Source organism: Roseovarius halotolerans (assembly GCF_900172255.1).
GTDB classification, from domain to species: Bacteria; Pseudomonadota; Alphaproteobacteria; order Rhodobacterales; family Rhodobacteraceae; genus Roseovarius; species Roseovarius halotolerans.
The window spans coordinates 21630-46522 of the sequence record NZ_FWFU01000006.1 but is presented as its reverse complement, the minus strand read 5'-3'; the positions used below and the strand labels follow the sequence as shown (position 1 = coordinate 46522).

The 24893-nt window shown below is 58.4% G+C and carries 17 protein-coding genes and 2 pseudogenes; 9 read left to right on the top strand and 10 right to left on the bottom strand.

All coding sequences use genetic code 11. The features are described 5' to 3' along the window. Positions 1–2 precede the first annotated feature (2 nt). The 4 genes from ROH8110_RS18160 (at position 3) to lhgD (ending at position 5905) form a co-directional block, all read left to right on the top strand. A complete protein-coding gene (locus ROH8110_RS18160; protein WP_085819216.1) occupies positions 3–1781 on the top strand; it encodes a hydantoinase B/oxoprolinase family protein in 1779 nt (592 codons plus the stop codon). Between the two features lie 15 nt (positions 1782–1796). Then, positions 1797–3161, top strand: coding sequence for an aspartate aminotransferase family protein (locus tag ROH8110_RS18155; protein ID WP_085819215.1), 1365 nt, complete (start codon positions 1797–1799; stop codon positions 3159–3161). Positions 3162–3178: 17 nt separating this feature from the next. After that, on the top strand, positions 3179–4615 hold the full coding sequence (locus ROH8110_RS18150) for an aldehyde dehydrogenase family protein (RefSeq protein WP_085819214.1): 1437 nt from the start codon (positions 3179–3181) through the stop codon (positions 4613–4615). Positions 4616–4711: 96 nt separating this feature from the next. Continuing rightward, positions 4712–5905 carry an L-2-hydroxyglutarate dehydrogenase gene (gene lhgD, locus ROH8110_RS18145; protein WP_085819213.1) on the top strand — a complete coding sequence of 398 codons (1194 nt, stop codon included), beginning with the start codon at positions 4712–4714 and terminating at the stop codon, positions 5903–5905. Positions 5906–5925: 20 nt separating this feature from the next. On the opposite strand, the gene ROH8110_RS18140 is transcribed toward lhgD, so the two are convergent. After that, on the bottom strand, positions 5926–8760 hold the full coding sequence (locus ROH8110_RS18140; protein ID WP_085819212.1) for an FAD-binding and (Fe-S)-binding domain-containing protein: 2835 nt from the start codon (positions 8758–8760) through the stop codon (positions 5926–5928). Positions 8761–8844: 84 nt separating this feature from the next. Here ROH8110_RS18140 and ROH8110_RS18135 point away from each other — a divergent pair, with 84 nt between their 5' ends. Together ROH8110_RS18135 and ROH8110_RS18125 are read left to right on the top strand one after the other, a co-directional pair. Next, complete coding sequence (locus ROH8110_RS18135; RefSeq protein WP_245962888.1) at positions 8845–9723, top strand: LysR family transcriptional regulator; 879 nt, start codon at positions 8845–8847, stop codon at positions 9721–9723. A gap of 515 nt (positions 9724–10238) precedes the next feature. Further along, positions 10239–11392, top strand: a protein-coding gene (locus ROH8110_RS18125; RefSeq protein ID WP_370738124.1) for an IS3 family transposase whose coding sequence is annotated in 2 segments (ribosomal slippage) — positions 10239–10491 and positions 10491–11392 — 1155 coding nt in all. Because the reading frame shifts where the segments join, the coding sequence is not laid out codon by codon here. A gap of 107 nt (positions 11393–11499) precedes the next feature. Here the strand turns inward: ROH8110_RS18125 and ROH8110_RS18120 are convergent. The 5 genes from ROH8110_RS18120 to ROH8110_RS18100 all read right to left on the bottom strand — a co-directional run bounded on the left by ROH8110_RS18120 (position 11500) and on the right by ROH8110_RS18100 (position 16517). After that, positions 11500–12888, bottom strand: a complete 1389-nt coding sequence (locus tag ROH8110_RS18120) for an amidase (RefSeq protein ID WP_170156538.1) — start codon at positions 12886–12888, stop codon at positions 11500–11502. Positions 12889–12913: 25 nt separating this feature from the next. Continuing rightward, positions 12914–14218, bottom strand: a complete 1305-nt coding sequence (locus tag ROH8110_RS18115; RefSeq protein ID WP_085819207.1) for a TRAP transporter large permease — start codon at positions 14216–14218, stop codon at positions 12914–12916. Next, on the bottom strand, positions 14215–14715 hold the full coding sequence (locus ROH8110_RS18110; protein ID WP_170156539.1) for a TRAP transporter small permease: 501 nt from the start codon (positions 14713–14715) through the stop codon (positions 14215–14217). Before ROH8110_RS18110 ends, ROH8110_RS18115 begins: the two co-directional genes overlap by 4 nt. Before the next feature lie 66 nt (positions 14716–14781). Continuing rightward, complete coding sequence (gene dctP, locus ROH8110_RS18105; RefSeq protein WP_170156540.1) at positions 14782–15801, bottom strand: TRAP transporter substrate-binding protein DctP; 1020 nt, start codon at positions 15799–15801, stop codon at positions 14782–14784. Positions 15802–15818: 17 nt separating this feature from the next. Beyond that, entirely contained in the window at positions 15819–16517 is a 699-nt protein-coding gene (locus tag ROH8110_RS18100) for a cyclase family protein (RefSeq protein WP_085819204.1), read from the bottom strand. 131 nt (positions 16518–16648) lie between these two features. Between ROH8110_RS18100 and ROH8110_RS18095 the strand changes: the two genes are divergently transcribed. Next, positions 16649–17407, top strand: a complete 759-nt coding sequence (locus ROH8110_RS18095; RefSeq protein WP_085819203.1) for an IclR family transcriptional regulator — start codon at positions 16649–16651, stop codon at positions 17405–17407. Positions 17408–17704: 297 nt separating this feature from the next. Then, positions 17705–18918, top strand: a pseudogene (locus ROH8110_RS18090) (IS256 family transposase). A gap of 175 nt (positions 18919–19093) precedes the next feature. Here ROH8110_RS18090 and ROH8110_RS18085 read toward each other — a convergent pair. From ROH8110_RS18085 to ROH8110_RS18075, 3 genes and pseudogenes are all read right to left on the bottom strand, one after another. Beyond that, positions 19094–19212: pseudogene (locus tag ROH8110_RS18085) on the bottom strand (transposase); the annotation flags it as partial. A 50-nt stretch (positions 19213–19262) separates the two neighbouring features. After that, on the bottom strand, positions 19263–20123 hold the full coding sequence (locus ROH8110_RS18080; protein WP_085819202.1) for a terminase small subunit: 861 nt from the start codon (positions 20121–20123) through the stop codon (positions 19263–19265). An 872-nt stretch (positions 20124–20995) separates the two neighbouring features. Further along, on the bottom strand, positions 20996–21874 hold the full coding sequence (locus tag ROH8110_RS18075) for a hypothetical protein (RefSeq protein WP_085819201.1): 879 nt from the start codon (positions 21872–21874) through the stop codon (positions 20996–20998). 405 nt (positions 21875–22279) lie between these two features. Here ROH8110_RS18075 and ROH8110_RS18070 point away from each other — a divergent pair, with 405 nt between their 5' ends. Then, entirely contained in the window at positions 22280–22939 is a 660-nt protein-coding gene (locus ROH8110_RS18070; protein WP_085819200.1) for a rhomboid family intramembrane serine protease, read from the top strand. Between the two features lie 217 nt (positions 22940–23156). On the opposite strand, the gene ROH8110_RS18065 is transcribed toward ROH8110_RS18070, so the two are convergent. Then, positions 23157–23879, bottom strand: coding sequence for a hypothetical protein (locus ROH8110_RS18065; protein ID WP_211330799.1), 723 nt, complete (start codon positions 23877–23879; stop codon positions 23157–23159). Positions 23880–24893: the final 1014 nt, after the last annotated feature.

Below are 24893 nucleotides of genomic sequence, written 5' to 3'. Positions count from 1 at the left end.
CCATGAGCACGACCCAGCAGACCCGACTCGACCCGTTTCTCGTTTCAGTGCTGAAAAGCCGGTTCGAATCCATCGTTCGCGAGATGACGCTTGTGGTTACCAAGGCGAGCCGCTCGGCGGTAATCAAGAACGCCAAGGACTTGAGCTGTGCACTTCTAACGTATGACCATCGGCTGGTGACGACCGAAGACGCGCTGCCGATCCACGTGACTTCGATGGACGTGGCCACACGTCCGATCACCGAGTTCTTCGACGATGTGAAACAGGGCGACATCTTCCTCAACAATTCGCCCTTCACCGGCGGCACGCACCATGCCGACCTGATTATGGCGCTGCCGGTCTTCTTCGACGGTGAGCCGCTCTTCTGGGCGGTGGCGTTGTCGCACCACGCCGATACGGGTGCACCTGAGCCCTCAACCTATCTGCCTTATGCGAAGTCGATCTTCGAGGAGGGCATGCACTGGCCCTGCGTCCGGGTAGCGGAGAATTACGAAGAGAAGAAGGACATCCTGCGGATGGGTGCCCTGCGCAACCGGGTACCGGACCTTTGGCTGGGCGACGTGCGAGCCCAGAAGGGCGCCGTGCTGACCGCCGAGAAGCGCATCGTCGAGCTTTGTGAGAAATACGGGAAAGACTCGATCAAGGACTTTGTGGAAGACTGGTTCGACTATGCCGACCGCCGAGCGAAGGCCGAGATCTCGAAACTGCCCAAGGGCACCTATGACTACCAGATTGCTCATGACCCGGTGCCGGGCGTGGCTGACGAGGGGATTCCGATCAACCTCAAGATCGAGGTCGACCCGGAGGCCGGCGAGATCACCGTCGATGTGCGCGACAATATCGACTGCGTACCGGGCGGGCTGAACCTGAGCGAGAACACTTGCCTAGGCGCCTGTCGGATCGGGGTGTTCAACAACCTCGATGCCAGCTTGCCACATTGCTACGGATCTGCGCGGCGGATCAAAGTGCTGATGCGCGAGGGGTCGGCCATCGGCAAGCCGGTCTATCCGGCCGGGACCTCGGTGGCGACGACCAACGTGAATGACCGGCTGACCACAGCGGGCAACGCGATCTTTTCCAAGATGGGCAAACCCTTCGGTCAGGCAGAGGGCGGGCCGCACCTGCCCGTGGGCATGGCCGTGATCTCCGGGCAGGATCCGTTCAAGGACGGGCAGACTTACGTGAACCAGATTTTCGTCGGCTATGCCGGGGGCGGGGCGAACCACGGTCATGACGGCTGGCTGACCTATTGCGGCCCGGCGAATGGCGGGCTGATCACGCTCGACAGTGTAGAGGTGGACGAGTCGATGTACCCGTTCATTATCGAGTCCCGCGAGGTCGAGGCCGACAGCCAAGGTTATGGCGAATTTGAGGGCGCGCCGGGCGTGCGCGGGGCCTATTACCCGCTCAATCACGACATGACCGTGATGTACGCGGCCGATGCTTCGACTTTCGCGCCACGAGGCGTGCTGGGCGGGCTCGACGCCAATCCGACCAAATCCCGCAAGAAGACCCGGAAGGGCGAGGTGGTCGATTTGCCGGCGTTCAACCAGGAACTCTGTGCAGACGGAGAGAAGATGATCTTCAACTCCTGCGGTGGTGGCGGTTACGGCAATCCGCTCGATCGCGAGCCGACCCGAGTCGCCAAGTCTGTCAATCTCGGTTTCATCTGCGCCGACACGGCCCGTGAGGTCTATAAGGTCGCGCTGTCCGGCCCGGATTCGTCTGGCCGGTTCGACGTAGATGCCGACGCCACCGCAACCCTGCGCAAAACTGCCTGATCATTAGGTGATATCATGAATAAAATACTTCCCAACTCTGCCGAGGCGCGCGACGTCGCGTACCACTTCCACGGTTACACCAATGCCCGTGCCCACGAGGAAAATGGCCCCGTGATCATGGAGACCGGCAAGGGTGTCCGGGTCTTCGACAACAACGGCAAATCCTATATCGAGGCGATGGCCGGCCTTTGGAGCGTCGCCGTCGGATTCGACGAGGACCGCCTTGCGGACGCGGCCTATCAGCAGATGTGCAAGCTGCCATTCTACCACAACTTTTCGCATAAGTCGCACGGTCCGGTGGTGGACTTGGCCGAGAAGCTGATCTCGATGGCACCGGTGCCGATGTCGAAGGTGTTCTTCACCAACTCCGGCTCGGAGGCGAACGACACGATCATCAAGCTGGTCTGGTATCGCTCGAACGCGATGGGCAAGCCCGAGAAGAAGAAGATCATCTCGCGGCTGCGAGGCTATCACGGGGTGACCGCGCTGTCGGCGTCGCTGACCGGGTTGCCGAACAATCACCGCTCTTTCGATCTGCCATTCGAGGGGATCAAGCATACGACCTGCCCGCACTACTGGAAGGACGGGCAGGACGGCGAGACCGAGGAAGAGTTCGCCACCCGCTGCGCCAAAGATTTGGACGCGATGATCCAAGCCGAGGGACCTGACACGGTTGCCGCCTTTATCGCCGAGCCGATCATGGGCGCGGGCGGTGTCGTCGTACCGCCGACGACCTATTGGGAAAAGATCCAGGCGGTCCTCGCCGAGTACGATATCCTGCTGATCGCCGACGAGGTGATTTGTGGTTTCGGTCGCACCGGCAAGATGTTCGGCAGCGAAACCTACGACATCAAGCCGGACATCATGACGATGTCGAAGCAGATCACGTCCTCCTATATTCCGTTCTCGGCCTTCATGATCAATGAACGGGTTTATGAGCCAGTCGCCGACGAGAGCAATAAGATCGGCGTGCTGGGCCATGGCTATACCGGTGGTGCACATCCCGTGGGCGCGGCCGTGGCGCTGGAGAACATCAAGATCATCGAGGAGCGCAATCTCGTTCAGAACGCGGCGGAGACCGGCGCCTACATGCAGGAACAGCTGGGCGCACTGCTGGATCACCCGCTTGTAGGCGAGGTGCGCGGCCAAGCCCTGATCGCCGCCGTCGAGGTGGTTCCGCCGACGGGACGTGAGGCGGAGTTCAACCCGGGCGTGCTTGGGGGACGGCTGAACGCGCTGATGGCGGAGAACGGTGTCATCTCACGCAATATGATGGACGCATTGGCCTTCTGCCCGCCGCTAATCATCACCCGCGACGAGGTGGACGAGGTTGTCGACATCCTTGGCCGCAGCCTCAACCAGCTCGATACCGAACTCTGACCCGAGGCAAAAAAGACATGACAAAACAGAACTTCATCGACGGTGCCTGGGTTTCAGGTGTCGGAGAGACAGAGAACATCAATCCTTCGGACCTCTCGGATGTCGTCGACGTCTACGCGCAGGCAGATGCTGGTCAGGCCGGGGACGCCATCGCGGCGGCCCGCTCGGCGTTACCAGGCTGGCGTGCGGCCACGCCGCAGGCAAGGGCGGATGCGCTGGATTTCGTGGGCACCGAGCTGCTGGCCCGCAAGGAAGAGCTGGGCCGGCTTCTCTCGCGCGAAGAGGGCAAGATCCTTGCCGAGGGTATTGGCGAGGTGACGCGCGCGGGCCAGGTGTTCAAGTTCTACGCACAGGAAGCCCTGCGCGTTGCCGGCGAATTTGTCCCCTCGATCCGCGCCGGCGTCACCGCTGACGTGCGCTACGAGCCGGTGGGTGTCGTGGGGTTGATCACGCCGTGGAACTTTCCTGTGGCGATCCCGGCCTGGAAGGCGGCACCGGCGCTGGCCTATGGCAACACGGTCGTGCTGAAGCCCGCAGAGCTGACTCCTGCAATGGCCTGGGTGCTGACCGAGATCCTGTCGCGGTCGGGCATTCCCAACGGTGTTTTCAACCTCGTGATGGGGCCTGGGCGGGTCGTGGGCAACACGCTTTGCGTCTCTGAGGATGTGAACGCGCTATCCTTTACCGGGTCTGTGGCGACGGGCCAGACTGTGCGCGAAACCGTGGCTGCACGGGCTGGCAAGATCCAAGAAGAGATGGGGGGTAAGAGTCCGCTGATCGTCCTCGACGACGCCGATATCGAGAATGCCGTGGGCTGCGCAATCGGCGGATCGGTCATCTCGACCGGGCAGCGTTGTACGTCCAACACGCGGATCATCGCGACGCCGGGTATCCATGACCAGTTGCTTGAAGCGATGGTCAGGCGGACCGAGGCGCTGCGTGCGGGCCATGCGCTTGACGAAGCCAGCGATCTGGGGCCGGTGGTGGATGCGAGGCAGTTGAAGGTCAACGAGAACTACCTTCAGATCGCGCGCGATGAGGGGGCCGAGATCATGTGCGGCGGCCAGCGCGTCGAGCGTGACACGGAGGGTTTTTTCATGTCGCCGGCGGTGATCGGGCAAGCCGATAACCAGATGCGACATGTCCGCGAGGAAATCTTCGGCCCGGTGGTGAGCCTGCTGAAGGCCGATGACTATGACCACGCGCTGGCGATTGCGAACGACAGCGACCTGGCGTTGTCGTCGGGTATCTGTACTCGGTCGCTGAAACATGCCGAGCATTTCAAGGCGCATTCGGACTCGGGCATGGTGATGGTCAACCTGCCGACCGCGGGTGTGGATTACCACGTTCCCTTCGGCGGGCGCAAAAAATCGAGCTATGGCTCGCGGGAACAAGGTCGCGCCGCGCGCGAGTTCTTCACCTCGAGTAAGACCTCCTACACCCTGCCGGTGTGATCGCGGTCCTCAGCCTGCGATTTTGGCGCGCGCGCCACTCTCCCTGCGCGCGCGCCGCAAACCCTTCGTTCCGGCGCCTTTAGAAAGACCGATCCCATGACAACCCATGATGTCGTAATAGTCGGCGGTGGTATCGTCGGGCTTGCCACGGCCTGCGACGTGCAGCGCCGCCAGCCGGGCGCGAAAGTCCTATTGCTGGAAAAGGAAGCGGCCGTCGCGCTGCACCAGTCGGGGCGCAATTCCGGCGTGATCCATGCCGGTGTCTATTACGCGCCCGGCAGCCTGAAGGCGCGGTTCTGCGCCGAGGGTAATGCGCAGATGCGCGCGTATTGCGACGCGCGGGGCATTCCATACGAGATGTGTGGCAAGCTGATCGTCGCGGTGGACGAACGTGAGGTTGCGCGGCTGGAGGCGCTTGGCGAGCGGTCCCGTGCCAACGGGATCGAGATCGAGGCGCTGGACCGGGCTCAGGCGCGCGCACTGGAACCGGCGATCCGGGCCGAGGCGGCGCTGCTGTCGCCCTCGACTGGGATCGTCGACTTCGGTGAAGTGGCGCGCAGCATGGCGCGGGACGTCACCGAGGCGGGGGGCGAGATTCGGTTCGGCACCCGAGTCGCGGGTGGCGCAGAAACCGGGGCCGGGGTGCAGATTGATACCACGGACGGGCCGGTCTCGGCCGGGAAGGTGGTGTTCTGTGCCGGGGTGTGGGCCGATCAGGTGGCGCGAAACTTCGGGGCTGACGTGGATTTCCGGATTATCCCGTTCCGGGGGGAATATTACCGCATCCGGAACCAGCCTGCGGACCTGGTCCGCCACCTGATTTACCCGGTGCCCGACCCGGCGCGCCCATTCCTTGGTGTACATCTGACGCGGAAGATGGATGGCTGTTTCATAGTGGGGCCGAATGCCGTTCTGGCGCTGTCGCGCGAGGGCTACAAGCGGAGCGATCTCGATGTGCGGGACACGCTTTCGGTGATGGGTTATCCTGGGTTTTGGAAACTAGTGGCGGCGAACTCAGGTTCGGCCTCGCAGGAGCTGTCGGCGTCACTTTTCAAGCGGCTGTACCTGAAACGGGTGCAGCACTACTGTGCGCGGATCGAAGGCAAGGACCTTGAGCCGTACCGCCCCGGCATCAGGGCGCAGGCGGTGTGGCGAGACGGCCGCATGGTCGAGGATTTCCTGTTTCGGGAGACGCAACACACGCTGCATGTCTGCAACGCGCCCTCACCGGCGGCGACCTCCGCCATCCCGATCGGGGAACATATTGGCGGGCGGTTGCTGGGCAACTGAGGCAGGTCGCACCGGGCAAGTTACCGGCGCAGGGCCTCTGCGATCAGACCCATCGGGTGACGCAACGCGCGTCCAGCCAGGCGGCTGGCCTGGCAGCGGCAGGAAAAACCCGTCGCCGCCACGGGTTGATCCGTTTCGACCTGCGTGCGCCATGAAAGGTTGAAGAGCGTCGCGGACATTGACTGATGCCGCGACTGGTGGCCGAAAAGACCGGCCATGCCGCAGCACCCTGTGGCCGGTGTCTCTGTCTTAATTCCGATGGTTTGGCATATGCTGGTCCACATTTCCCCGCTTTGCGGCACGGCCGTGGCCTCCGTGCAGTGGGACAAGAGGCGCAGAGGGGTATCGTAAAGGACGCTCGGAAAGGTCTTGCCCGTCTCCAGTTCCCGTACGAGGAACTCCTGCACCAAAACGACCTTAGGTACGGTGAAACCGGCCTTTGGGTAATCCTGCCGCAGCATCATGACGAATGCCGGGTCGAGGCCGACCAGTGGCGCGCCGGTCTCGGCGGCACGGACGAGTTGAACGGAGAGCGCGTGGGCCATCCTGTCGAACCCCTCGCGGTCGCCCAGCGTCAGCGCCGCCTTGCCCGCGGGTTTCATGTCGAGCACGCGGGGACGATAGCCGAGGGCACGCAGGCCGTCCGCGATGTCTTCGAGCACCTGCGCATCGAAGAGCGCGGTGAACCAGTCCTGGACGAGCAGGACGGTGCCGTCGGGCAGGGACGTGGTTGCCAGTTCTTCGTAGGATAAACGCAGAGAGGAGGCGGGGCGTTGGGCCAGGCGAGAGGGAAGGTCCTGCGTTCCGGTGAGGCGCTGGCCGATGGCCGCGAGCAGAGGCCAGACGGGTGATAGGATCGGGGATACCGCTTTGATCTGGCCGCTCATGCGTTCCGTGATAAGAGTCAGGCGGTCGGCGAGGGGACGGGCGTGACGGCTGTAATAGTCCTCGTAGAAGGTCGTGCGCATCGTCGGGATGTCGACCTGGACCGGACAGGACGATTCACATGCCTTACAGCCGAGACAGCTATCGAGGGTTCGCAGCAGGTCGGCCTCAAGCTGATCGTCGGCGCCTCCCTTGGCACGGGATCGGTGCCATTGGCGCAGGGCATCGGCGCGGCCCTTTGGGCTTTGGCGCAGATCGGTGGTGGCCTTGAACGATGGGCACATCGGGATGCTGTGCGCGTAGCTGAGGCATTGTGCATTGCCATTGCAGCGAAAGGCCCGGTCCAGCGGATCGCCGTCTGGTGCATTGAACGAGCGGAATGGGGTCGTCGCGATGCCCATGATCGTGTCGTCGTCGCCGGTCAGTTTGCCGGGGTTGAAGCGCCCCTCTGGGTCGAACGCGCGCTTGACCGCCTGAAGGGCGGCGTAGGCCTCTTCGCCGATCCAAGTCCTGAGATAGGCGCCGCGCACGCCCTTGCCATGCTCGCCCCAAAAGATGCCGCCGTATTCTTGGGTCAGGTCGAACACGGCGTCGGATATGGCAACGAGCCTGTCGCGGTCGCTTTCGCTATCAATGTTCAGAGCCGGACGAAAGTGGAGGCAGCCAACATCGACATGGCCGTAAATGCCGAAAGACAGGCCGTGCCGGGTCAGCAGTGTCCGGAAATCGTCGACGAAGGCCGGTAGGTTTTCCGGTGGCACGACGCAATCCTCGACGAAGGCGACGGGTCTGGCGGGGCCGTCGACCTTGCCAAGAAGGCCGACGCTGCCCGACCGGATGGCCCACAACCGCTTGATCTCGGACCGATCACTGGCCTGGTGGATAGTGTCAGCACCGGGAAGGTCGGCCAGGATCTTGCGGCAGCGTGCGATCCGCGCGGCCATGGCTGCCGGGTCGTTGCCGTTGAATTCGATGAAGGTATAGGCGATCTCGCGGTCCGGCTCGGCGCGCAGGGCGGGTGGCAAGCCGTCGAGCAGACCTGAGTCCGACGCGATCTTCTGGACCGTTTCGTTCATCACTTCGATGGCGGTCGGTTCCGCGGCAAGCAGCGGAGCAGCGGAGGACAGAGCATTGCGAAATCCGTCGAAGCCAACGACTAGCAGCCTCTTTTCGCGTTCGATGCGGCGCAGCTTCACGCGGATGCGGGTGATCAGACCCAGTGTGCCTTCGGCCCCGAGGAAGAGGCGCCACCATTCGAACCTGCCGTCAGGCGGGCAGGCCCGTTCGAGATCGTAGCCGGTGAACCGCCGGTTCAGGCGGGGGGTGTTCGCCACGAAGGCATCGCGCCCGCCGCGTGCGGCCTGTTCGGCGCGGTGCAGCATGGGGGCGGCCCATTCGGGCGATACCTCGTTGCTGGAAAGCAGGCCCTCGGGGCGTGCGATCTGGAGTGCGAGGACGTTGTCGCTTGTCTTGCCGTAAACGCGGGAGCCCTTTCCGGAGGCATCGGTGCTGACCATCCCCCCGATCGTGCAACGCGTCGAGGTGGAGGTTTCCGGCGCGAAAAACAGCCCCCTAGGGCGCAACTGATCGTTCAAGTCGTCAAGCACGAGGCCGGGTTCGACTTCGGCCCAGGCTTCTTCGACGTTAACTGCAAGCAAACGGTGCATGTGGCGCCGGATGTCGACGATGAGGCCGCGGTTAAGACTTTGCCCATTCGTTCCGGTTCCGCCGCCGCGGGGCGTGACCGCGACCGACGCAAATTCGGGCCGGGAGAGCACGGCGGCGATGACTGCGCAATCGGCGCTATCGTGCGGAGCGACAACGATGTCGGGCCGGATCTGGTAGACGGAGTTGTCGGTCGACATAGCCGAGAGCAGCGCGGTGTCGCGGTCAATGTCGCCGTGAAATCCCGCGCTGCGAAGAGCTTGGGGCAGGGTATCCTGGCTTAGGGTCTTGTCGTGCTGGGTCATCCGAGCGTCCTTTTCAGAAGCCCTCTTGAACCATATCTTCTTGCTTCATAAAATAAGTATATAATGACATTAAATTCGGCAAATGTGAATATCAACATCCGACACCTGCGGGCCATGGTAGCGGTGCAGGCGCATGGATCTTTTGTACGGGCGGCCTCAGCGCTGGGGATCGTGCCTTCGGCTTTGTCCGAGACGATACAGCAGCTCGAGGAGGCCGTGGGCTCTCCCCTTTTCGATCGGAGCCAGCGCCCCCCTGCACCGACGCCCACGGCGTTGACCTTCCTGCAGGAAGCGGCGCCGCTGCTGGACGGTCTCGACCGCGCGATCACGCGGCTACAGACGCGCGGCGTGCAAGGTGCCGGCACGCTGAATGTCGGCTGCAGCCCGTCGGCAATCAGCGAGTTGGTCGCTCCGGCCCTGTCGCGGTTTCGCGGCTTGTATCCCGAGGTCCGGCTGCGGATTCATGATGACATTGCGGAGACATTGGCGCGTATGGTCGTGGACGGGAAGCTTGACCTGGCGGTGGCAGGGAGAGCGCTGCATTCACCAGACCTGAAACAGGAAGAGATCATACGCGATCCCGTCGGTTTGGCCTGTGCGACGGGGCATGCGTTGGCTGGGTGCACCGGTCTGACTCTGAAGGATATCGATCCGGGAGAGGTAATCTCGCTCAGTCCGGGGACCGGGACGCATCAATTGCTGGCCTCGAGCGCCCATGTCCCACCAGTCTTGCGGATGGGTGCGATCGAGGCGCATTCCACGATTGCGCAGCTGGCGATGATCCGGGCGGGCCTTGGTGTCGGACTCTTGCCGCGGAACGCGGTGATGCTGTTCGGCGACCCGCGCCTGACATTCGTCCCGGTTGCCGATCTCGACCTTTGGCGCACGCTGTTCCTACTCCTTCCTACGCAGCGAAAGCTGACATCTATGACCCGCGTTTTCGTGGAGACACTTCGGCAATAGCTGTTAAAGTAGTGTACTTTGCTGGCGCTTTACGTCTCGCACTCGTCGAAGCAAATTTGGGACTCTCAGTTGAATTGCTGCTCTTCAGAACGAAAAATGGTTTCGAGACTCCATGAATACAAGCGCTCAATTTCGCTGTAGGGATGACGCGCACTAGCAGCGAATTTCAGATCCTCGAACTTTCTGCAAGGCGTCGACAACGGCCCCTTTCCTGCCGCTCACCCACCAGTCAAGATGCTTCGGGGCGGCCCGCTCACGCCGTCATTTGCCGCGCGAAAAGCAGCGGCGGCTCTTAGCTGCGCGGCATCTGATGAATGCGCAAGCTTAGACGCGGGAGCGCTGAGGTCGTACCAACCTACGTATGGCGGCGAGAGCCGCAAGCTGCCTTGAAAACAGAAAGAGCACGATCGGGTGAAGGATCGAAGGCCATCTTGTTGAGCTACCCCCCGAAATTCGGACACTGACATAAGCTACGATTTGCAGTCTGCTGATCTTCGACAAGAAGGAGATTAGAGATGTCGAAACGCAAACAACATGCGCCCGAGTTCAAGGCGAAGGTCGCGCTGGAAGCCCTGAAGGGCGAGGAGACCGCCGCCGAGCTGGCGAGCCGGTTCGGGGTGCATCCGACGATGATCCATCAATGGAAACGCGCCTTGCTTGAGGGCGCGTCCGGCGTGTTTGAGCGCGGCGGCCGCAAGAAACCCGAGATTGACGAGGAGCAGGTGAAGGAACTGCACACCAAGATCGGGGAGCTGGCGGTGGCCAACTCTTTTTTGGAACGAAAGCTCAAGCCCTGGGGCGGGAAGTGAGGCGCGGCATGATTGAGCCCGATCACCCCCAGCTGTCGATCGGCCAGCAGTGCAATCTGCTGTCGATCGCGCGATCGTCCTTTTACTACACGCCGAAGGGCGAGACCGAGCAGAACCTCGACCTGATGCGGCGGATCGACGAACAGTTCCTGGAAGCGCCCTTCTTCGGTGTTCGGCAGATGACCTGGCACCTGCGCAACGACGGTCATCTGGTGAACGAGAAACGGATACGTCGGCTGATGCGCCTTATGGGACTGATGCCGATCTACCAGAAGCCCAACACCAGCAGGCCCGCGAAGGGGCACAAGACCTATCCCTACCTGCTGAGAGGTCTGCGTGTGGATCGTCCGAACCAGGTCTGGTGCTCGGACATCACCTACCTGTCCATGAGGCGCGGGTTCCTGTATCTGGTCGCCATCATGGACTGGCATACCCGGAAGGTCTTGGCCTGGCGCATCTCGAACACGCTGGAGGCCGACTTCTGTGTTGAGGCACTGAACGAGGCCATTCACAAGTTCGGCTCGCCCGAGATCATGAACACCGATCAGGGCAGCCAGTTCACGTCCTTCGCCTGGACGGACCGGCTGCGCAGAACCGGCGTGCGTATCTCCATGGATGGGAAAGGCCGGTTTCTCGACAACATCTTCATAGAGCGGCTGTGGCGGACGCTGAAATACGAATGCGTCTACCTGCATGCTTGGGAAACGGGCTCGGAGGCAAAGGCGGGCATCCGCAAATGGATGACCTTCTACAATCACCAGCGTCCACACTCCGCCCTTGGCGGCAGACCACCCGCCGTGGTCTATTGGCTGAGAAAAGACGAAAACCAACCCGATCAGCAGGTGCAAAGAGTAGCTTAATTTACGCCAGAAACTGTCCAACCAATGGAGAGTAGCTCACATGACAGCACCCGTATTCCCCCCCGATAGCTAAAGCAGGGAACTTTATCACCTTTTGCGCAGCCTTCTCAACCTTCGGGGCCGAGGTCCCGGCATAGATCTAGAATTCTTGGTGGGGCCTGGAAGTCCCCGAGTTGACGAGCCAGGTCCTCTCCGACGGTTAAGACAAGATCTTCCTGTCCTTGCCCTGCCACTAATTGAACGCCGATCGGTAGACCAATAGAATCGGTTCCCGCGGGCAAAGCCAACCCCGTTGCCGCCATGGCATTTACAACTGGCGCATAAACCGATGAATCTCGCGGCTCAGCGGGCTGTCCGGCAATAAACTGCGGATAGTCTTCATCGATGCTCCAAGCCGTGCATGGTGAGGTTGGCATTAGCCATATTGTTCGGTTGTCAAATTCTGACGCTGCCATTGCCCTAAGTTTCGAAACGATTTCGAGCGCTCGAACATAGTCTACTGCTTTTTGCTCGTTGCCGAATTCTGCAGTACGTTGCATTGGCCTCGTAACTTTCTCTTGCCAGAGATCTTTGTCATGAAATGAGGCAAGGTGTGCCACTCCGCTTGCCGACATTACGCGAAATGCATATTCGACCTCTGCGCGATTCCACGGCGCTATGATCTCGTCAGTGTGGTAGCCTTGATCTTTCAATACAGCCGCAGCATGACGTGTCGCTGATTCAATCTCTGACACGATCGTCTGAAGACCTGCGTCAAGGATGACCCGTATTCGAACGTCTTGCCGCCGAGGCAGTTTGACATCCTTCGCAGTGCAGCGAACCGCGTTGAACAGAATGGAAAGATCCTCGATATTGCTTGCGATTGGGCCAATCGTTTGGAAATCATTTGCGATTGCCGGAAATCCGCTGGTACGCCGAACTGCTCCAGGTGATGTTCGCAACCCTACGGCACCGCTATAACCTGACGGGCGCCGTATCGATCCGCCCGCGTCAGTGGCAAGACCGCCAAATCCGAACCCGGCCATTGTTGCCGCAACGGCACCGCCGCTGGAACCTCCAGGTGTTCGGCTTTGATCGTATGGGTTACGCGTTGTCCCAAACAGATCATTGGTTGTGATCCCAGCAAGTGCAAACTCAGGTGAATTGGTTTTTGCGAACAGCACCGCGCCCTGCTGACGTAGACGGGTGACCGACCAATCATCCTGATTCGGGACAAAAGTTTCGTAGAGCCTACTGCCCCACGTGCAGGGTACATCTCTTACGAAAATGTTATCCTTGATATGCAGTGGGATGCCATCAAGCGATCCCAGTTGCCTTCCTGAACGCCAGCGCTGCTCACTTTCTTCGGCTGCCGCAAACGCGCCTTCCCAATCCACATGACACAGAGCGTTCAAGCTTGGCTCTAGGCGATCAATTCGGGAGCGCAGTCTTTCTAAAATTCTTGTGGCGCTAGTGTCTCCAGCAGATAATCTGTTGAATGTCTCGGATATCGTCATTGGGTCACTCGCCATCTTCGCGTGGTCAGTTCAAGATTGCATTGGGTAGAAATGTCACGATCTCGGGCTGGGCTACTAACACTGCGACTAGAAGCAAATCGGCTATCACAAAGGGCCAGATCCCACGAAAGACGTCTTCAATGGCAATATCGGGATATGCCCCTTTAACTACGAAACAGTTCAGTCCGATAGGCGGCGTGACCAAACCGATCTCAACCAACTTGACCAGGATGATACCAAACCAGATTGGATCGTAGCCTAGCGCGACCACCGCTGGAAAGATGACAGGCAATGTCAATAGCAGCATCCCAATGGCATCCATGAACATGCCCATGATGATGTAGAGGCCGAAGATACACAGCAGTATGACAAGGGGAGGCACTGGCAGATCCACCACGAACGAAGAAAACGCGTTTGGCAGCCCAGAGAAACCTAGAAATCTGACGAAGATCATCACCGCCCAAATGATGGAAAAGATCATTATTGTCAGACTTGCTGCTTGCAAAAGCGAGCTTTTCAGGACGGTGAATGTCATGCGCTTCTGAATGAGAGATACAATCAGTACCGTAAATACGCCCAATGCCCCGACTTCGGTTGGAGTGGCGATTCCCGAATAGATCCCACCCAGAATAATCACCGCGACAATCATGATACCGGTGGTTTGTGTCAGGGTGCTGATGCGAGTGTTCCAACTGGCCTTTTCTTGTCGAGCAATGGTGTTCTTGTCCTTGAGCGAGAATACGATGATCACACCGGCATATAACAGCGCCGTCAATACTCCAGGAATAAAGCCTGCCAATAGCAAACGACCTACTGATTGTTCTACGATGATTGCATAAATCACCAAGATCGCACTGGGAGGGATCAGAGCCGAGAGCGTACCTGCTGAGGCCACGACCCCAGCAGAAATCCGAGGACTGTATCCTGCCTTGAGCATCTCTGGCAGGGCAGTGCGTGCGAAAACCGCTGAAGTCGCGGTCGTGGCGCCTGAGACGGCGGCAAAGGCGGCAGCTGCGAAGACCGTGGCAATGCCGAGGCCACCCGGCAGATGACCAACCCATGCCTTTGCGGCGCGAAAGGCGGCATCGGTCAGACCAGCGGCATGTGCGAGAAACCCGATCAAGATGAACATTGGCAGTACGCTTAGCGTGAAATGTCCTGTCGCAGAATGCGGAACGACCCCCGCAATGCTAGTACCAATATCCCAGCCTCTGAGCCATATCAGGCCGACAATGCCCGCAAAAGCGGCGGCGATATAGATGCGCGCACCTAGGGCGACCAATCCCGCCAGCATTGCAAATCCAAAAATACCGATTGCAATATCGCTCATCTTGTCGAACGCCTTTCAACTGGGCGGCGGCACTCCTGGATCAGCTGCAATACGATGCGCACGGCAAGAATTCCGAGCGCGATTGAGACAATCCCTTTCGATGGCCAAGTTGGAAGCTGCGCATCAATTGTTGAATCGCCAAAGTTGTATGACCGGAGGAAGTGCAGAAACGTCTTATTGACTAGGATTGCGACCGCAAATAGTCCCACGAACAAGCTCGCGAGCTTGATAACTTTTTGCAGGTAGGGACTGCTGATTTTATTAACCAAAAGGTCCATTCCAAGGTGATCGTCATCACGTTGCAGCGTAGAGATACCTAGAATGGCAACCGCGGGTAAAAGAAGTTCGATAACGTCGATGTACCCAACGATTCCGATACCTGCGAGGCGTGCAAAAATGATGATGACGATGAATGCCATCATAAAGAATATGAGCGCCGATGACACGCTGATCAGCGCGTCTTCAGTGCGTTTCAACAGCCATTCAATGGTGCTCATATGCTGCTCCTGTGAAAACGCTCCCCTACACCCGGTCCGCATGTCAGGTGCAGGGGAAGGTAGGGCTTACTCGCTCGAGGTTTCGATCACGAGATCCAGTAGCTCCTGCGCGGGCACGCCAGCATTCGATGTCTCGTTTACCCAGTTGTCCCAAACCGGTTTAGCCGCGCTGTCTTGAAATGCTTTGAGGGTCTCGGGTGAATAGGAAACCTTCTCCAGGCCGCGTTCCTCAAGCATTTTAAGGTTTTCTTCATCGTCCGCTTCATACCGCGCCTTGAGTGCTTCATATGCAGGCGCCTTAGCGTCCATCATGATCTGTTGATAGTTTTCAGGAAGGTTGTCCCATGCCGATTTCGACATGATAATTTGACAGCCTGTCGTGCCGGGAGCCATGTTGTCTGTATACCATTTTGCGACATCGTGAACGCCGAACGCCACATGCGCAGTCGTAAAAGGAAATGACACGGCGTTGACTGTTCCGCGTTCAAGTGCGGTGTAGACCTCTGGAGCGGGTACCGTTGTCGGGGTAGCGCCAATCGCGCTCATGGCTTCGCCCAGACCGCCGGGTGCGCGTACCACGCGACCTTTCCAATCGTTGAGTTCTGTCGGTGCCTCACCGACCCCCATGAATTCTGATGTTTGTGTCAGAGCGCTCATGTAGACATCGGCATCCCATTTCGCCAGTTCTTGCTTTACTTGGGGATGTTGGAAGACCGCTTCATGCACTGCAATCTTGGTGTCCATGTTGTCGATTGGAAGCATGGGCAGGTCCAATACCATCAAAGAGGGCGTCTTCCCTGGATGGTAAGACGCACACATCAGCGCCATCTCGAAAGCACCAATCTGGATGCCATCAATAGTTTCCTTTGCCGGCGACAGCGCCTCACCGTAGTTCAATTTAATCTTGAAACTACCTTGGGTATTCTCCTCGACGAACTTTGCAACCTCTTCGATTCCAGCAGTGATCCCGCGAGGATTGCCGTGCATTGAGACGTTCCAGCTTACATCTGGCATTTCCTGTGCGAATGCCGAATGCGCTGTGGTGGATAGTGCTGCCGCATAGAGCGCAAATTTGACAATAGACATAGTTGTTCCTCCCGATTTCATTCTTCGTCAATTACAGCTACGGCCCGTATTGGGCTGCCGGTTCCCCCTTTGATTTTCAACGGGAAACCAATGAATGTGAACTTGCCGATCCCGACAAGTTTATGAAGGTTGACTAGGCACTCCATATGCGTGAAGCCGAGGTCTCGGCAGACTTGGTGAACCAAGAAATTGTTGCGCGATGGGCGGCCTGGGCTGATGGCTTCGACCCCAAAACTGACGATACCTTTGCCGCCCAGCCATTCGGCGCTGTCCTTCGTCAGGCCAGGGAAGTCTGTCAGATACTCTGGCGATGAAATCGCAACACGGTCGTTGAACCCCATATAGATCAAGACGGTATCGCCCGCATCAATGCTGACGCCTGAGGCTTTTTCGGCCTCCTCAAGATCTTCTATCGTGATGTCTGAACCGAGTGGCTTATCGGACAGGTCAAGACAAAGTGCTGGCGTGTAAAATTGCTCAAGTGGCATTTCGTCTACCGTCTGGGCATCGGGCGCATCATCAAAGTGACGGGGCGCGTCAACATGTGTCCCAGCATGATCACCCAGCGTCATGAATAACGACGCCGACGAGAACTCTACATCGCCCGCATACTTTTTTTCTTCGTGCCAGTTCCAGCGACCGATTGCGACCGGCGGATGGGATGGATGGGTTGGCGTGCGATGATGTATCTCTCGGCTTAGATCTATTAATTGCATTTTGGGACCATTGGTTGCTATATCCGAAACTGAGTTGCAACTTAAGCTACGCCTCTGCAGCGGTCAACTCCGTATTTGCAATCATGCTATGCTGAGTTCATATCGCACCGACTCCAAGTGATGAGGACCGAATGAAGGGACTTGATAAGGCGCTAACTGTACTTGCCAGCTTCACCTCAGCAGAAGAGCCCTTAGGTGTGAATGATATCTCTGGCATGACCGGCCTAACCAAAAGCTACGTATCGCGTGCTCTTAAGAGCTTTCGCGAGCATGGTTTTGTTGAGCAAGACGCACAGACCAGAAAATACAAGGTTGGAATAAACGGATTTGCGCTGGCCACGAATTATGCGCGCCAGAACCCTTTGATAAAGGCTGCATGGCCGCAGATGCGTGAAATCTCGGCGAGCACCGAACACACAATTTTCACTAGTATTCGCAATGGGGACCATTGCCGACATATCATGGCGGTAGAAGGGCCTAAGTACATCGAAAGCCATTGGCGCATTGGCATTCGCTTACCATTGCACGCAACGGCCAGTGGAAAGCTGTTACTGGCCCATGCACCCGCTGCAGACCAAGAGAGTCTGATCAGCACGTTGCCACTGCCTCGGTTCACGTCGAATACGATAGTGAGCCGTGCTGACCTTCAGGCTGAGATTGTTCGGATCCTTGAGCAAGGATATGCTTTTTCTGATAGCGAAAGCGTCGACGGTTTACGGGCAGTAGCTGTCCCGATTGCAGGGCTGGGAGAAACCGTAATTGGATCCTTTGGGATTGTCGCACCTCGAACGAAAATCTTGCTTGACGATCTGGAGGTCTTGCTTCCACTTTTACACAAACATGCTTCGAGAACATCGTCGCTCATGGGGGCAAGGATTTATAGGTTCTGACCTACAATTTTCGCCAGCTAAGGTTTAAACAACCAAAAAATTCAGATGTGAAGTAACGGGATGAACTGCCTTCCCATCCAGATGCAGCTACGGTTGCGAGGAATGGTGGAGAAGAAGGAGCATTCTGATGGATATCGCGGTTCTGGGAATTGATCTTGGGAAACGGTTTGCAGCCTGGCGGGGATGGATGCGAAGGGCGAAGTTGTGTTTCGCAAGCGCCTCCAGCGGTTTCGCCGAGAGTGTCCGGGCTTTTGTGTACGATTGATCCGGTTCATGCTTCACCAAAAGGAAGCATGAATGACCATCTCGAAAGAAATCCTAGACGAACTGCTTAAGGGCGTGGAGCGCCCTGAGGACTTGCTCGGCGATGCCGGGCTGATGAAAGAGCTGAAGATCAAGCTCATGGAACGGATGCTGGGTGTGGAACTGACCGCGCATCTTGGCTATGAAGATGGCGAGAGCGCACCGCCGAGCCAACCCAACCGCCGCAACGGCACATCAGCCAAGGTGCTGAAGGGGCAGGACGGGGAATTGCCGGTAGCGATCCCCCGTGACCGCGACAGCAGCTTCGAGCCGGAACTGGTGAAGAAGGGCCAGACCCGGATTGACGGTATGGATGACAAGATCATCGGGCTCTACGCCGCCGGTCTGACGGTGCGGGACATCCAGGCGCATCTGCTCGACCTCTACGGTCTGAGGGTGTCGCCCGACCTGATCAGTCGGGTCACCGACGCGGTGCTGGACGAGGTTCGGGAATGGCAGAGCCGCGCGCTGGACCGGATGTATCTCATCGTCCTTTTCGACGCGCTACGGGTGAAGATCCGGGATGCCGACAGCCGGACGGTCAAGAACAAGGCCGTCTACGTCGCCCTCGGCGTCACCCGCGATGGCCAGCGTGAGGTTCTGGGCCTGTGGATCGCCGAGAACGAGGGCGCCAAATTCTGGCTCTCGGTGATGAATGAACTGAAGAACCGGGGGCTGCAGGACATCCTGATCGCCGTCGTGGACGGCCTCAAGGGCTTCCCGGAGGCGATCCCGCCGCCTTTCCGGAGGCCATGGTTCAGACCTGCATCGTGCGTCTGGTGCGCCATTCTCTGAACTTTTGTTCCTGGAAGGACCGCAAGATCATTGCGGCCGACTTGCGCCGGATTTACAGCGCCCCGAGCGCCGAGATGGCCGAGGCCGAGTTGGATGCCTTCGAGGAGAAATGGGCCGGGAAATACGCCTCCATCGCCCCGGCCTGGCGCAGGGCATGGGCCTAGGTGATCCCATTCTTCGGCTTCGATCCGGCGATCCGCAAGATCATCTACACAACCAATGCCATAGAAAGCTTGAACCGCGTGATCCGCAAATCGATCAAGACGCGCGGTTCCTTCCCGACCGACGAGGCCGCGACCAAGCCGATCTATCTCGCAATCCGCAAGTTCGAAAAGGATGGCAGAAATGTTCGGGAATGGTTTGCAGCCCGCAACCAGTTCGCCATAATGTTCGGCGAGCGCTTCGACGCTTGAGTATCTGAAACCGCATGGACCGGGCCAGATACGCAGAGTTCAGGACACTCCCGTTTCGCCTTCTGGACCTTCTTTCCGACCTACCACCCTGCATCGTCGGCATGGAAGCCTGCGGCGGGACGCATCATATCGGCCGGTTTTGTCTATCTAATTTCTCTGCAGTTTAAGTCTGACAGTTGAAGTAGGTTGCCGGCTGATCCCGGCCTTCCGGCAGGTCTCAGCCACTGGTGTGCCTTTCTCGCACTGCTTGATGATGAAAGCCTTCTGCGAGTCTGAGAACTTAGATGCGTTCATTATTCACAGCTCCTCACCCAGCCAGGAAAGCTTAGCCGAAAACTCAAGCTTCAAACGGTCCAGGACCGGGGGTTGAGATCACCTGAATGGGGCGGCTTGATCGCCCGCGCGGCCTTCACGAACTCCTCTGAGACGCCCAGTTCCACATGATCCTTGAACATTTGCAGGTGGCGCGCGACCTGCTCCAAGGCCTTGCCTCGGTCGGCGATCTTGACCTCGATGCCCTCCTTGGTCTGCTTGACGCCATCGTAGAGCGGGTGAGACATGGCCATGTGCGTGTCTGGGATGTTGATGTGCCACACACCCTCGCCGACGCATTCCGGGCACTCAGGGTTTGGATCTGCGGTCGGATCGAAACCGTAGCCATCGGCGTCGTCAGCCGGGAATGGTGCGGCCTTCGTCATCGCCTCGCCCAGGGCGAGAAGCGCAGCGGAATCGCCACCGGCCAGCTGGGAAACCTTGTCGTTGCTGGCTTCCTTGAACTCGCGGGGTGTTTTCCACTGGAACTCGTGATCCGTGCCCCAGCAGTAGCGACAGGCGCGGTGTTCGAGGCGCACGAGATCGTTCACATCGCCCGTGGCTGTGTCCCACATGCGCTTGAGAACGTCGCTGACCTCGATATTCAGCTCCTTGGCGAGATCGCGCATCATCTCGTTGATCCGGTTGCGGACCTCTACATTCCTCAACAGGCGCCATCCCTGCTGGTGTGCGCTCTTCTCGGAGTATCCGGCGCGGATCGCAGCCTGCGTGGCGTTCTTGTCCTTGCAGTATTCGATGCAGAACTGCTCACGCTCCCACGGCAGACCTGACGGCGCCATCGCCGGGGCTTTGGGCTTTGCGCTCTTGCGCTGCCGTGTCGTGGGTTTCGCCTTCCCCTTGCCCTTGGCTGGGGTGGACTTCTTGGGTGCCATGCCTGCTCGCCTGCTCACATATCGCCTGCAATGCGCAATATATAGCACGCATCCCGCCTGCCCGTCGATAGGGCACAAGATGTTGTGTCGGCCACCCGATTTCAGCCGATCATGGGTCCGTCTTTTTGGAGATACCGAAGGTATCTCTTTTTATATGACTATGACTATGGCTGCTTAAGCGAATTGGCAGCGTTCGCTAGGGTCACTTTGTTTAAATTCAGACGCTTATGGGACTTTTCGTGCAACGATGGCTGTTCGCTAACTGCGAGCTATCATGCAACTTTGTGTGCATGAAGGCGTCCCAAGTTAAGGCTAGTGATGGACCCGACGAAAGATCCGAGCAATCTGGTGTCGGTGGTCATCGTATGCTCTGCTTCAATTTTGGTATTGCTTTGCGCAATATTGTTTGAGAAGGGCGCTAGCGATTCACGCTGGGGTTGCAGAATCGGCAAAATTTAGACCGAGATGCTGGAAATGATCTGACAGCGTCAAGGTATTTTGGAGAGTTTCCTAGGCGCGAGTAGGGACGACATTCGTTCCATAAGGCGCGCTCGGTTTAATAAAGCCGCCTTAGATTCCGGTGGCAGCGAATGACACTATGCAGCTCAATTCGAGATCTATATCGGGATGGTCTCGTTCAAAGCGCGATCTTCAGGTCGGGCGGGTTTGTGGACTTTCTCTGCGACCGCGATGCGATCGGGCGGTTTCAGCAGGAGCTGACATTCAGATGATATTGAAACCGGGTGTTGTGCTGCACCGCCGTAAGTCGGCTTGGAGCCCGGAGTCAAGGACTCTGCGTGACGCGCGAATGTCCGTAATTGCCCAGAAAGCAGCCATGGCCCGGCGGGGCGAAGCGCATAGGCGCAAGACGATTAGAAGGGCAAGAAGCGCCACCGCCGGCGGTTGGGCAAGTTCTTCTTTGGGCCGGGGGAAAACTTGGAGGCGAGCCCCTGCCGCGCCCGTGCTGCGTCAGGGAACCATTCGAGCAACTTGTCGGTAAGCTCAGTCATGAAACCGGTACAAGCAACGAGCACCATGTAGCAGTATGAAAGATCGGTGTCGTTCAACAAACCCGTGCCGCGCCCATCTGGTTCGGTCCGGTAGATAGAGAAAGGCAAAACATGCGTGTACTGCGAAAGCATATTCCACATGGAGTAGAATTGCTCGCGATCCCATCCCAGCTTCTCAAGCTGTTCATCGCGGCTCTGTATCGTCGGCCAGTTGCCCGTAAGCAGCTTCCTCTGTAGCGGCTCTTTGAGCGAGACGAACCAAGTATTGGCTTTCAGTTCCTCGCGCAGTTCCTCTGCCTGCGCTTCGAGCCCGGCCACTTCCTCGGTGAGACCGAAGCCCCCGAGCACTTGGATACGCCGGGTGCAGTCATTGAGGTTCATCACGTTTATACGCGCTGACCATTCCTCATCGCTTTCGGGTTCATCTGTCAGATAGTGGAACAACAGTACGCCCTCGATGATCGCTCTCGCGTGTCCGGCGAGAGCGCAGAAGTCCCACGCATCGAAATCTGAGCGGACCCATCTAGACAGGGGGGCAGCTCTCACCATAGCCTGCGCATGTCCAGTTATTCTGGTGGAAATATGCGTGCCAAACCCGATGCGATGGCTGGCCATGCGTCCGGAAATTGCCTGACCCACTGCGATTGCATCGCACACTGCGGCGTCGAAGCCTCTCAGCGCCTCACGATAGTCCCCCAAGCTGGGGATGTATGCTTCAGGATCTTCTTTATGTTCGTCCATTCTTTCTCGCCTATGGCCTATTGTGCGCGGCAGCAATGCCCAAATAGCGGTCTGATGGCTGGACCTGGATGCTCCGACCTAGCTCGAGCGGCAGCTATGGGCTGCGACCCGTCATTGGTGCGATTGCGGCAAACGGAAGTTCCGTCCCGCGCTGCTGACCTTGAACCGCCGACAATGCTGCGTGATGGATCTGATGGATCGAACTGCAGCTTCCCGAAAGCTGCATCCCAGCGATTGGCGGGTCTGCCGAGGTTGGCTTCGGGCCGGTCGCGTCGATCTGATAAGCAGGGTCAGACGCATTGGACCATACGCACAAGGTCAGCTCTGACGGACGCGTTGATATGACCTGACCTGAATCGACGGTTCGACCTTGGCCCTTGTGCCGTGAGGGACTATCTCGCAGCCATGAAGTTCACATCCCCACGAAATCGTCGATTCGCCCGTGCGGCGCCGCAGACCGGTGCTCCGGGATTCCTGTGGTGGCTCGTCGGCATCCTGACCGTGATCGAACTGGTTCTGAGCCTTTCGGACTCTGGTGTTTTCGGGGCGCAGAGCCTGCGCTGGCCCACCTTTGCGTTGGGAGCGTTCTGGCAGCCGGTTATCGCCGGCACGGTGCCGGCGGTCTATCCGGGGCAGGCCGCCGTGATGTTCATCAGCCACGCTTTCTTGCATGGCGGGCTGGCCCATCTTGCCTTGAACAGCGTGGTGCTCTTGTCGTTGGGGAAATTCGTCTCGACCCATGTCGGGGCGGCCAGAACATTGCTGGTGTTGCTCTTATCGGCGGTTGCGGGCGCGGCATGTTTCGGGCTGCTCTCGTCCAGCTCCGCGCCGATGATCGGCGCATCGGGTGCGGTCTTCGGTCTGATCGGGCTGTGGCAGGCGATGGACTACCGTATGCGCCGGCGAGCGAGGCTTCCTTTGCAGCCGATCCTGATGGCGATCCTGGGGCTGATTGTGGCCAATATCGCGCTTTTCGTGATTCTTTCGGGCGGTCTTGCCTGGCAGGCGCATCTGGGCGGATGGATCGCCGGTTGGCTTTCGGGACAAAGCTTCGCACGGCATTGACGAACTAGAGTATCCGGCTTGATCAAGACTGATACTCTAAGGTGGTGCAAAGGCCGCCCACAGCATTGGGTTAGAATGAGCTTTGTTCGGGAACCCAGCGAGGACGGACGACGGCTCCGTGAAGCTGCGATTGTCGGTGAGGCGACGTCCGCTGTGGCCCGACAATACACAGGCAGCGTCGTGTCTTGGAATGATTACCGGAGCAGAGAGCAACAACTCACTGAAGGGACATCGGTCTTAGCATGTCGTCGGTGTCGAGTTTCAGCGCGCTGCGCCAAAGCGGGGTTTTGAACACTTGACACACCTGCTTGCCGGCGCCGTCTTCGCGGGCCTCGATCAGCAATCCCGCCCATTCGAGCGGCCGCAGCACGCAGGATGAGAACGCGGCCATCTCTCGCCACACCGCAGTGTGCCAATCTTCCGGTTCACCGTAGAAGGTTTCAAACAAGGCAGCCTCGGTCGTGCCATGATCCGCCTCCACGTTGATCACGTTCATCCAGACATCCCATTTTCCAAAGGGGCGGTCGTCGAAGCGCGCATAGGACGCGTGATCGATCTGGAGCACAAAATATGGGATCAACTCGGCAAACAGGCGGCCAGGGGCGTGCGCCAGTTCTGTGCCACGCTTGGTCAGCCGAAACTCACCCTTGAAGTGCCGTCCCAGGCGCAGGGAAATCAGCAGAAAATGGAGAACCTCGAGCGGGGGAAACTCATATTCATTGATCACCTTGTTGTAGCGGAATATCTCTTCGGCGCTTTTCCCCGGCCAGTCGAAATGCTCGACGGCCCAGTGCACAAAGACGCGCTTGAAGGCCTTGGTTTTGGTCAGGCCGATTGGTCCGTGCTTCTGCGCATATTGCAGGGTCAGGAGAGCGCTCCGAAGCAGCGGAGAATGCGCGAGGTCGGGATGGTTATCGGCAAGAGTGCGAAATTCGATCATGTAAGGATGCTGCCACAGACCGCGCTGTTGTTCCATGATGTCCGCAAAGTGTGAACTCATTACTCTGACATTTTTCACTTGCAGCGAATGGTCGGTTCGACTGGACGCACCGCAAAATGGCGATCACCTTTTGGACGGCAGTTCTGGGCTAGCCCTTGCCCTTGGCCGGGGTGGACTTCTTGCATGCCATGGGCCTGCTCGTCGGCCCAAACCGTCCGCGATCAACTGGTCCTGATCGCGGCCACGAATCTCGGCGGCGGGGTCCAGCCGCAATCCAATTTCAGAGAACGAAAGGAGGATGCCTCACGCATCAGCCAACACTTTTCTGTCCCAAAATGTGCCCCGCCCGGTTGTCCCGCGGCGGGGCATTTCTTGATCCGTTCTTGATCGAGGGGCGTGTTATACCTTCACCGTTCGTTCTTGCTTTGTCGGCATAACACAAAATCAGCAAAGCCTTGTTTTCACTGATTTTGTAAAGGATTCAAAATCCCCCGGTAGCAATACCGTGCGAGTTCGAGTCTCGCCTTGGGCACCACATTTCCCGGAAATGAGAATACGTCGAAAATGTGACAGTGCGCGGCGATTCGGCGCGCTGTGTTTCCGAATCGTGGCCGGTCGGCGCGATTGCGGGGAATTGGTGCCATTTCGGAACGCGATTTTGAGTCCGGACTCAGAAATGAACACATTTCCGCCATTTTCCCCCTGTTCCAGAATGAGAAACAAAAGGCGTCGTCCGGTTAACCATTAAGGGGCCGTTATTGCATCGGAAAAATCCAATTTTATTGGGAGTTCGGGATGCGTCGATTGTTTGGGAAATGGAAACAGTGACGCGGTTTCGACTGTCGGATCTGCGTCGGAGTCCCCGGTTTTGTCGGGTTCGGGACAATTTGTTGTCAGCTTTTCGACAAATTTCACTTTTTTGGATGCGTCACTCTGTCTAAAACAAGACAAGCCCAACTGGGGGGCGATGTTTGCTGGTCAAAGGGGGCGACCGCACAAGATCCGTATCGCGGG

Excerpts from the sequence above, each read along its gene's own strand:
- ROH8110_RS18160 (WP_085819216.1), top strand. The coding sequence starts at position 3 with ATGAGCACGACCCAGCAGACCCGACTCGACCCGTTTCTCGTTTCAGTG.
- ROH8110_RS18155 (WP_085819215.1), top strand. The coding sequence starts at position 1,797 with ATGAATAAAATACTTCCCAACTCTGCCGAGGCGCGCGACGTCGCGTAC.
- ROH8110_RS18150 (WP_085819214.1), top strand. The coding sequence starts at position 3,179 with ATGACAAAACAGAACTTCATCGACGGTGCCTGGGTTTCAGGTGTCGGA.
- lhgD (WP_085819213.1), top strand. The coding sequence starts at position 4,712 with ATGACAACCCATGATGTCGTAATAGTCGGCGGTGGTATCGTCGGGCTT.
- ROH8110_RS18140 (WP_085819212.1), bottom strand. The coding sequence starts at position 8,760 with ATGACCCAGCACGACAAGACCCTAAGCCAGGATACCCTGCCCCAAGCT.
- ROH8110_RS18120 (WP_170156538.1), bottom strand. The coding sequence starts at position 12,888 with ATGACGATATCCGAGACATTCAACAGATTATCTGCTGGAGACACTAGC.
- ROH8110_RS18115 (WP_085819207.1), bottom strand. The coding sequence starts at position 14,218 with ATGAGCGATATTGCAATCGGTATTTTTGGATTTGCAATGCTGGCGGGA.
- ROH8110_RS18110 (WP_170156539.1), bottom strand. The coding sequence starts at position 14,715 with ATGAGCACCATTGAATGGCTGTTGAAACGCACTGAAGACGCGCTGATC.
- dctP (WP_170156540.1), bottom strand. The coding sequence starts at position 15,801 with ATGTCTATTGTCAAATTTGCGCTCTATGCGGCAGCACTATCCACCACA.
- ROH8110_RS18100 (WP_085819204.1), bottom strand. The coding sequence starts at position 16,517 with ATGCAATTAATAGATCTAAGCCGAGAGATACATCATCGCACGCCAACC.
- ROH8110_RS18095 (WP_085819203.1), top strand. The coding sequence starts at position 16,649 with ATGAAGGGACTTGATAAGGCGCTAACTGTACTTGCCAGCTTCACCTCA.
- ROH8110_RS18080 (WP_085819202.1), bottom strand. The coding sequence starts at position 20,123 with ATGGCACCCAAGAAGTCCACCCCAGCCAAGGGCAAGGGGAAGGCGAAA.
- ROH8110_RS18075 (WP_085819201.1), bottom strand. The coding sequence starts at position 21,874 with ATGGACGAACATAAAGAAGATCCTGAAGCATACATCCCCAGCTTGGGG.
- ROH8110_RS18070 (WP_085819200.1), top strand. The coding sequence starts at position 22,280 with ATGAAGTTCACATCCCCACGAAATCGTCGATTCGCCCGTGCGGCGCCG.
- ROH8110_RS18065 (WP_211330799.1), bottom strand. The coding sequence starts at position 23,879 with ATGATCGAATTTCGCACTCTTGCCGATAACCATCCCGACCTCGCGCAT.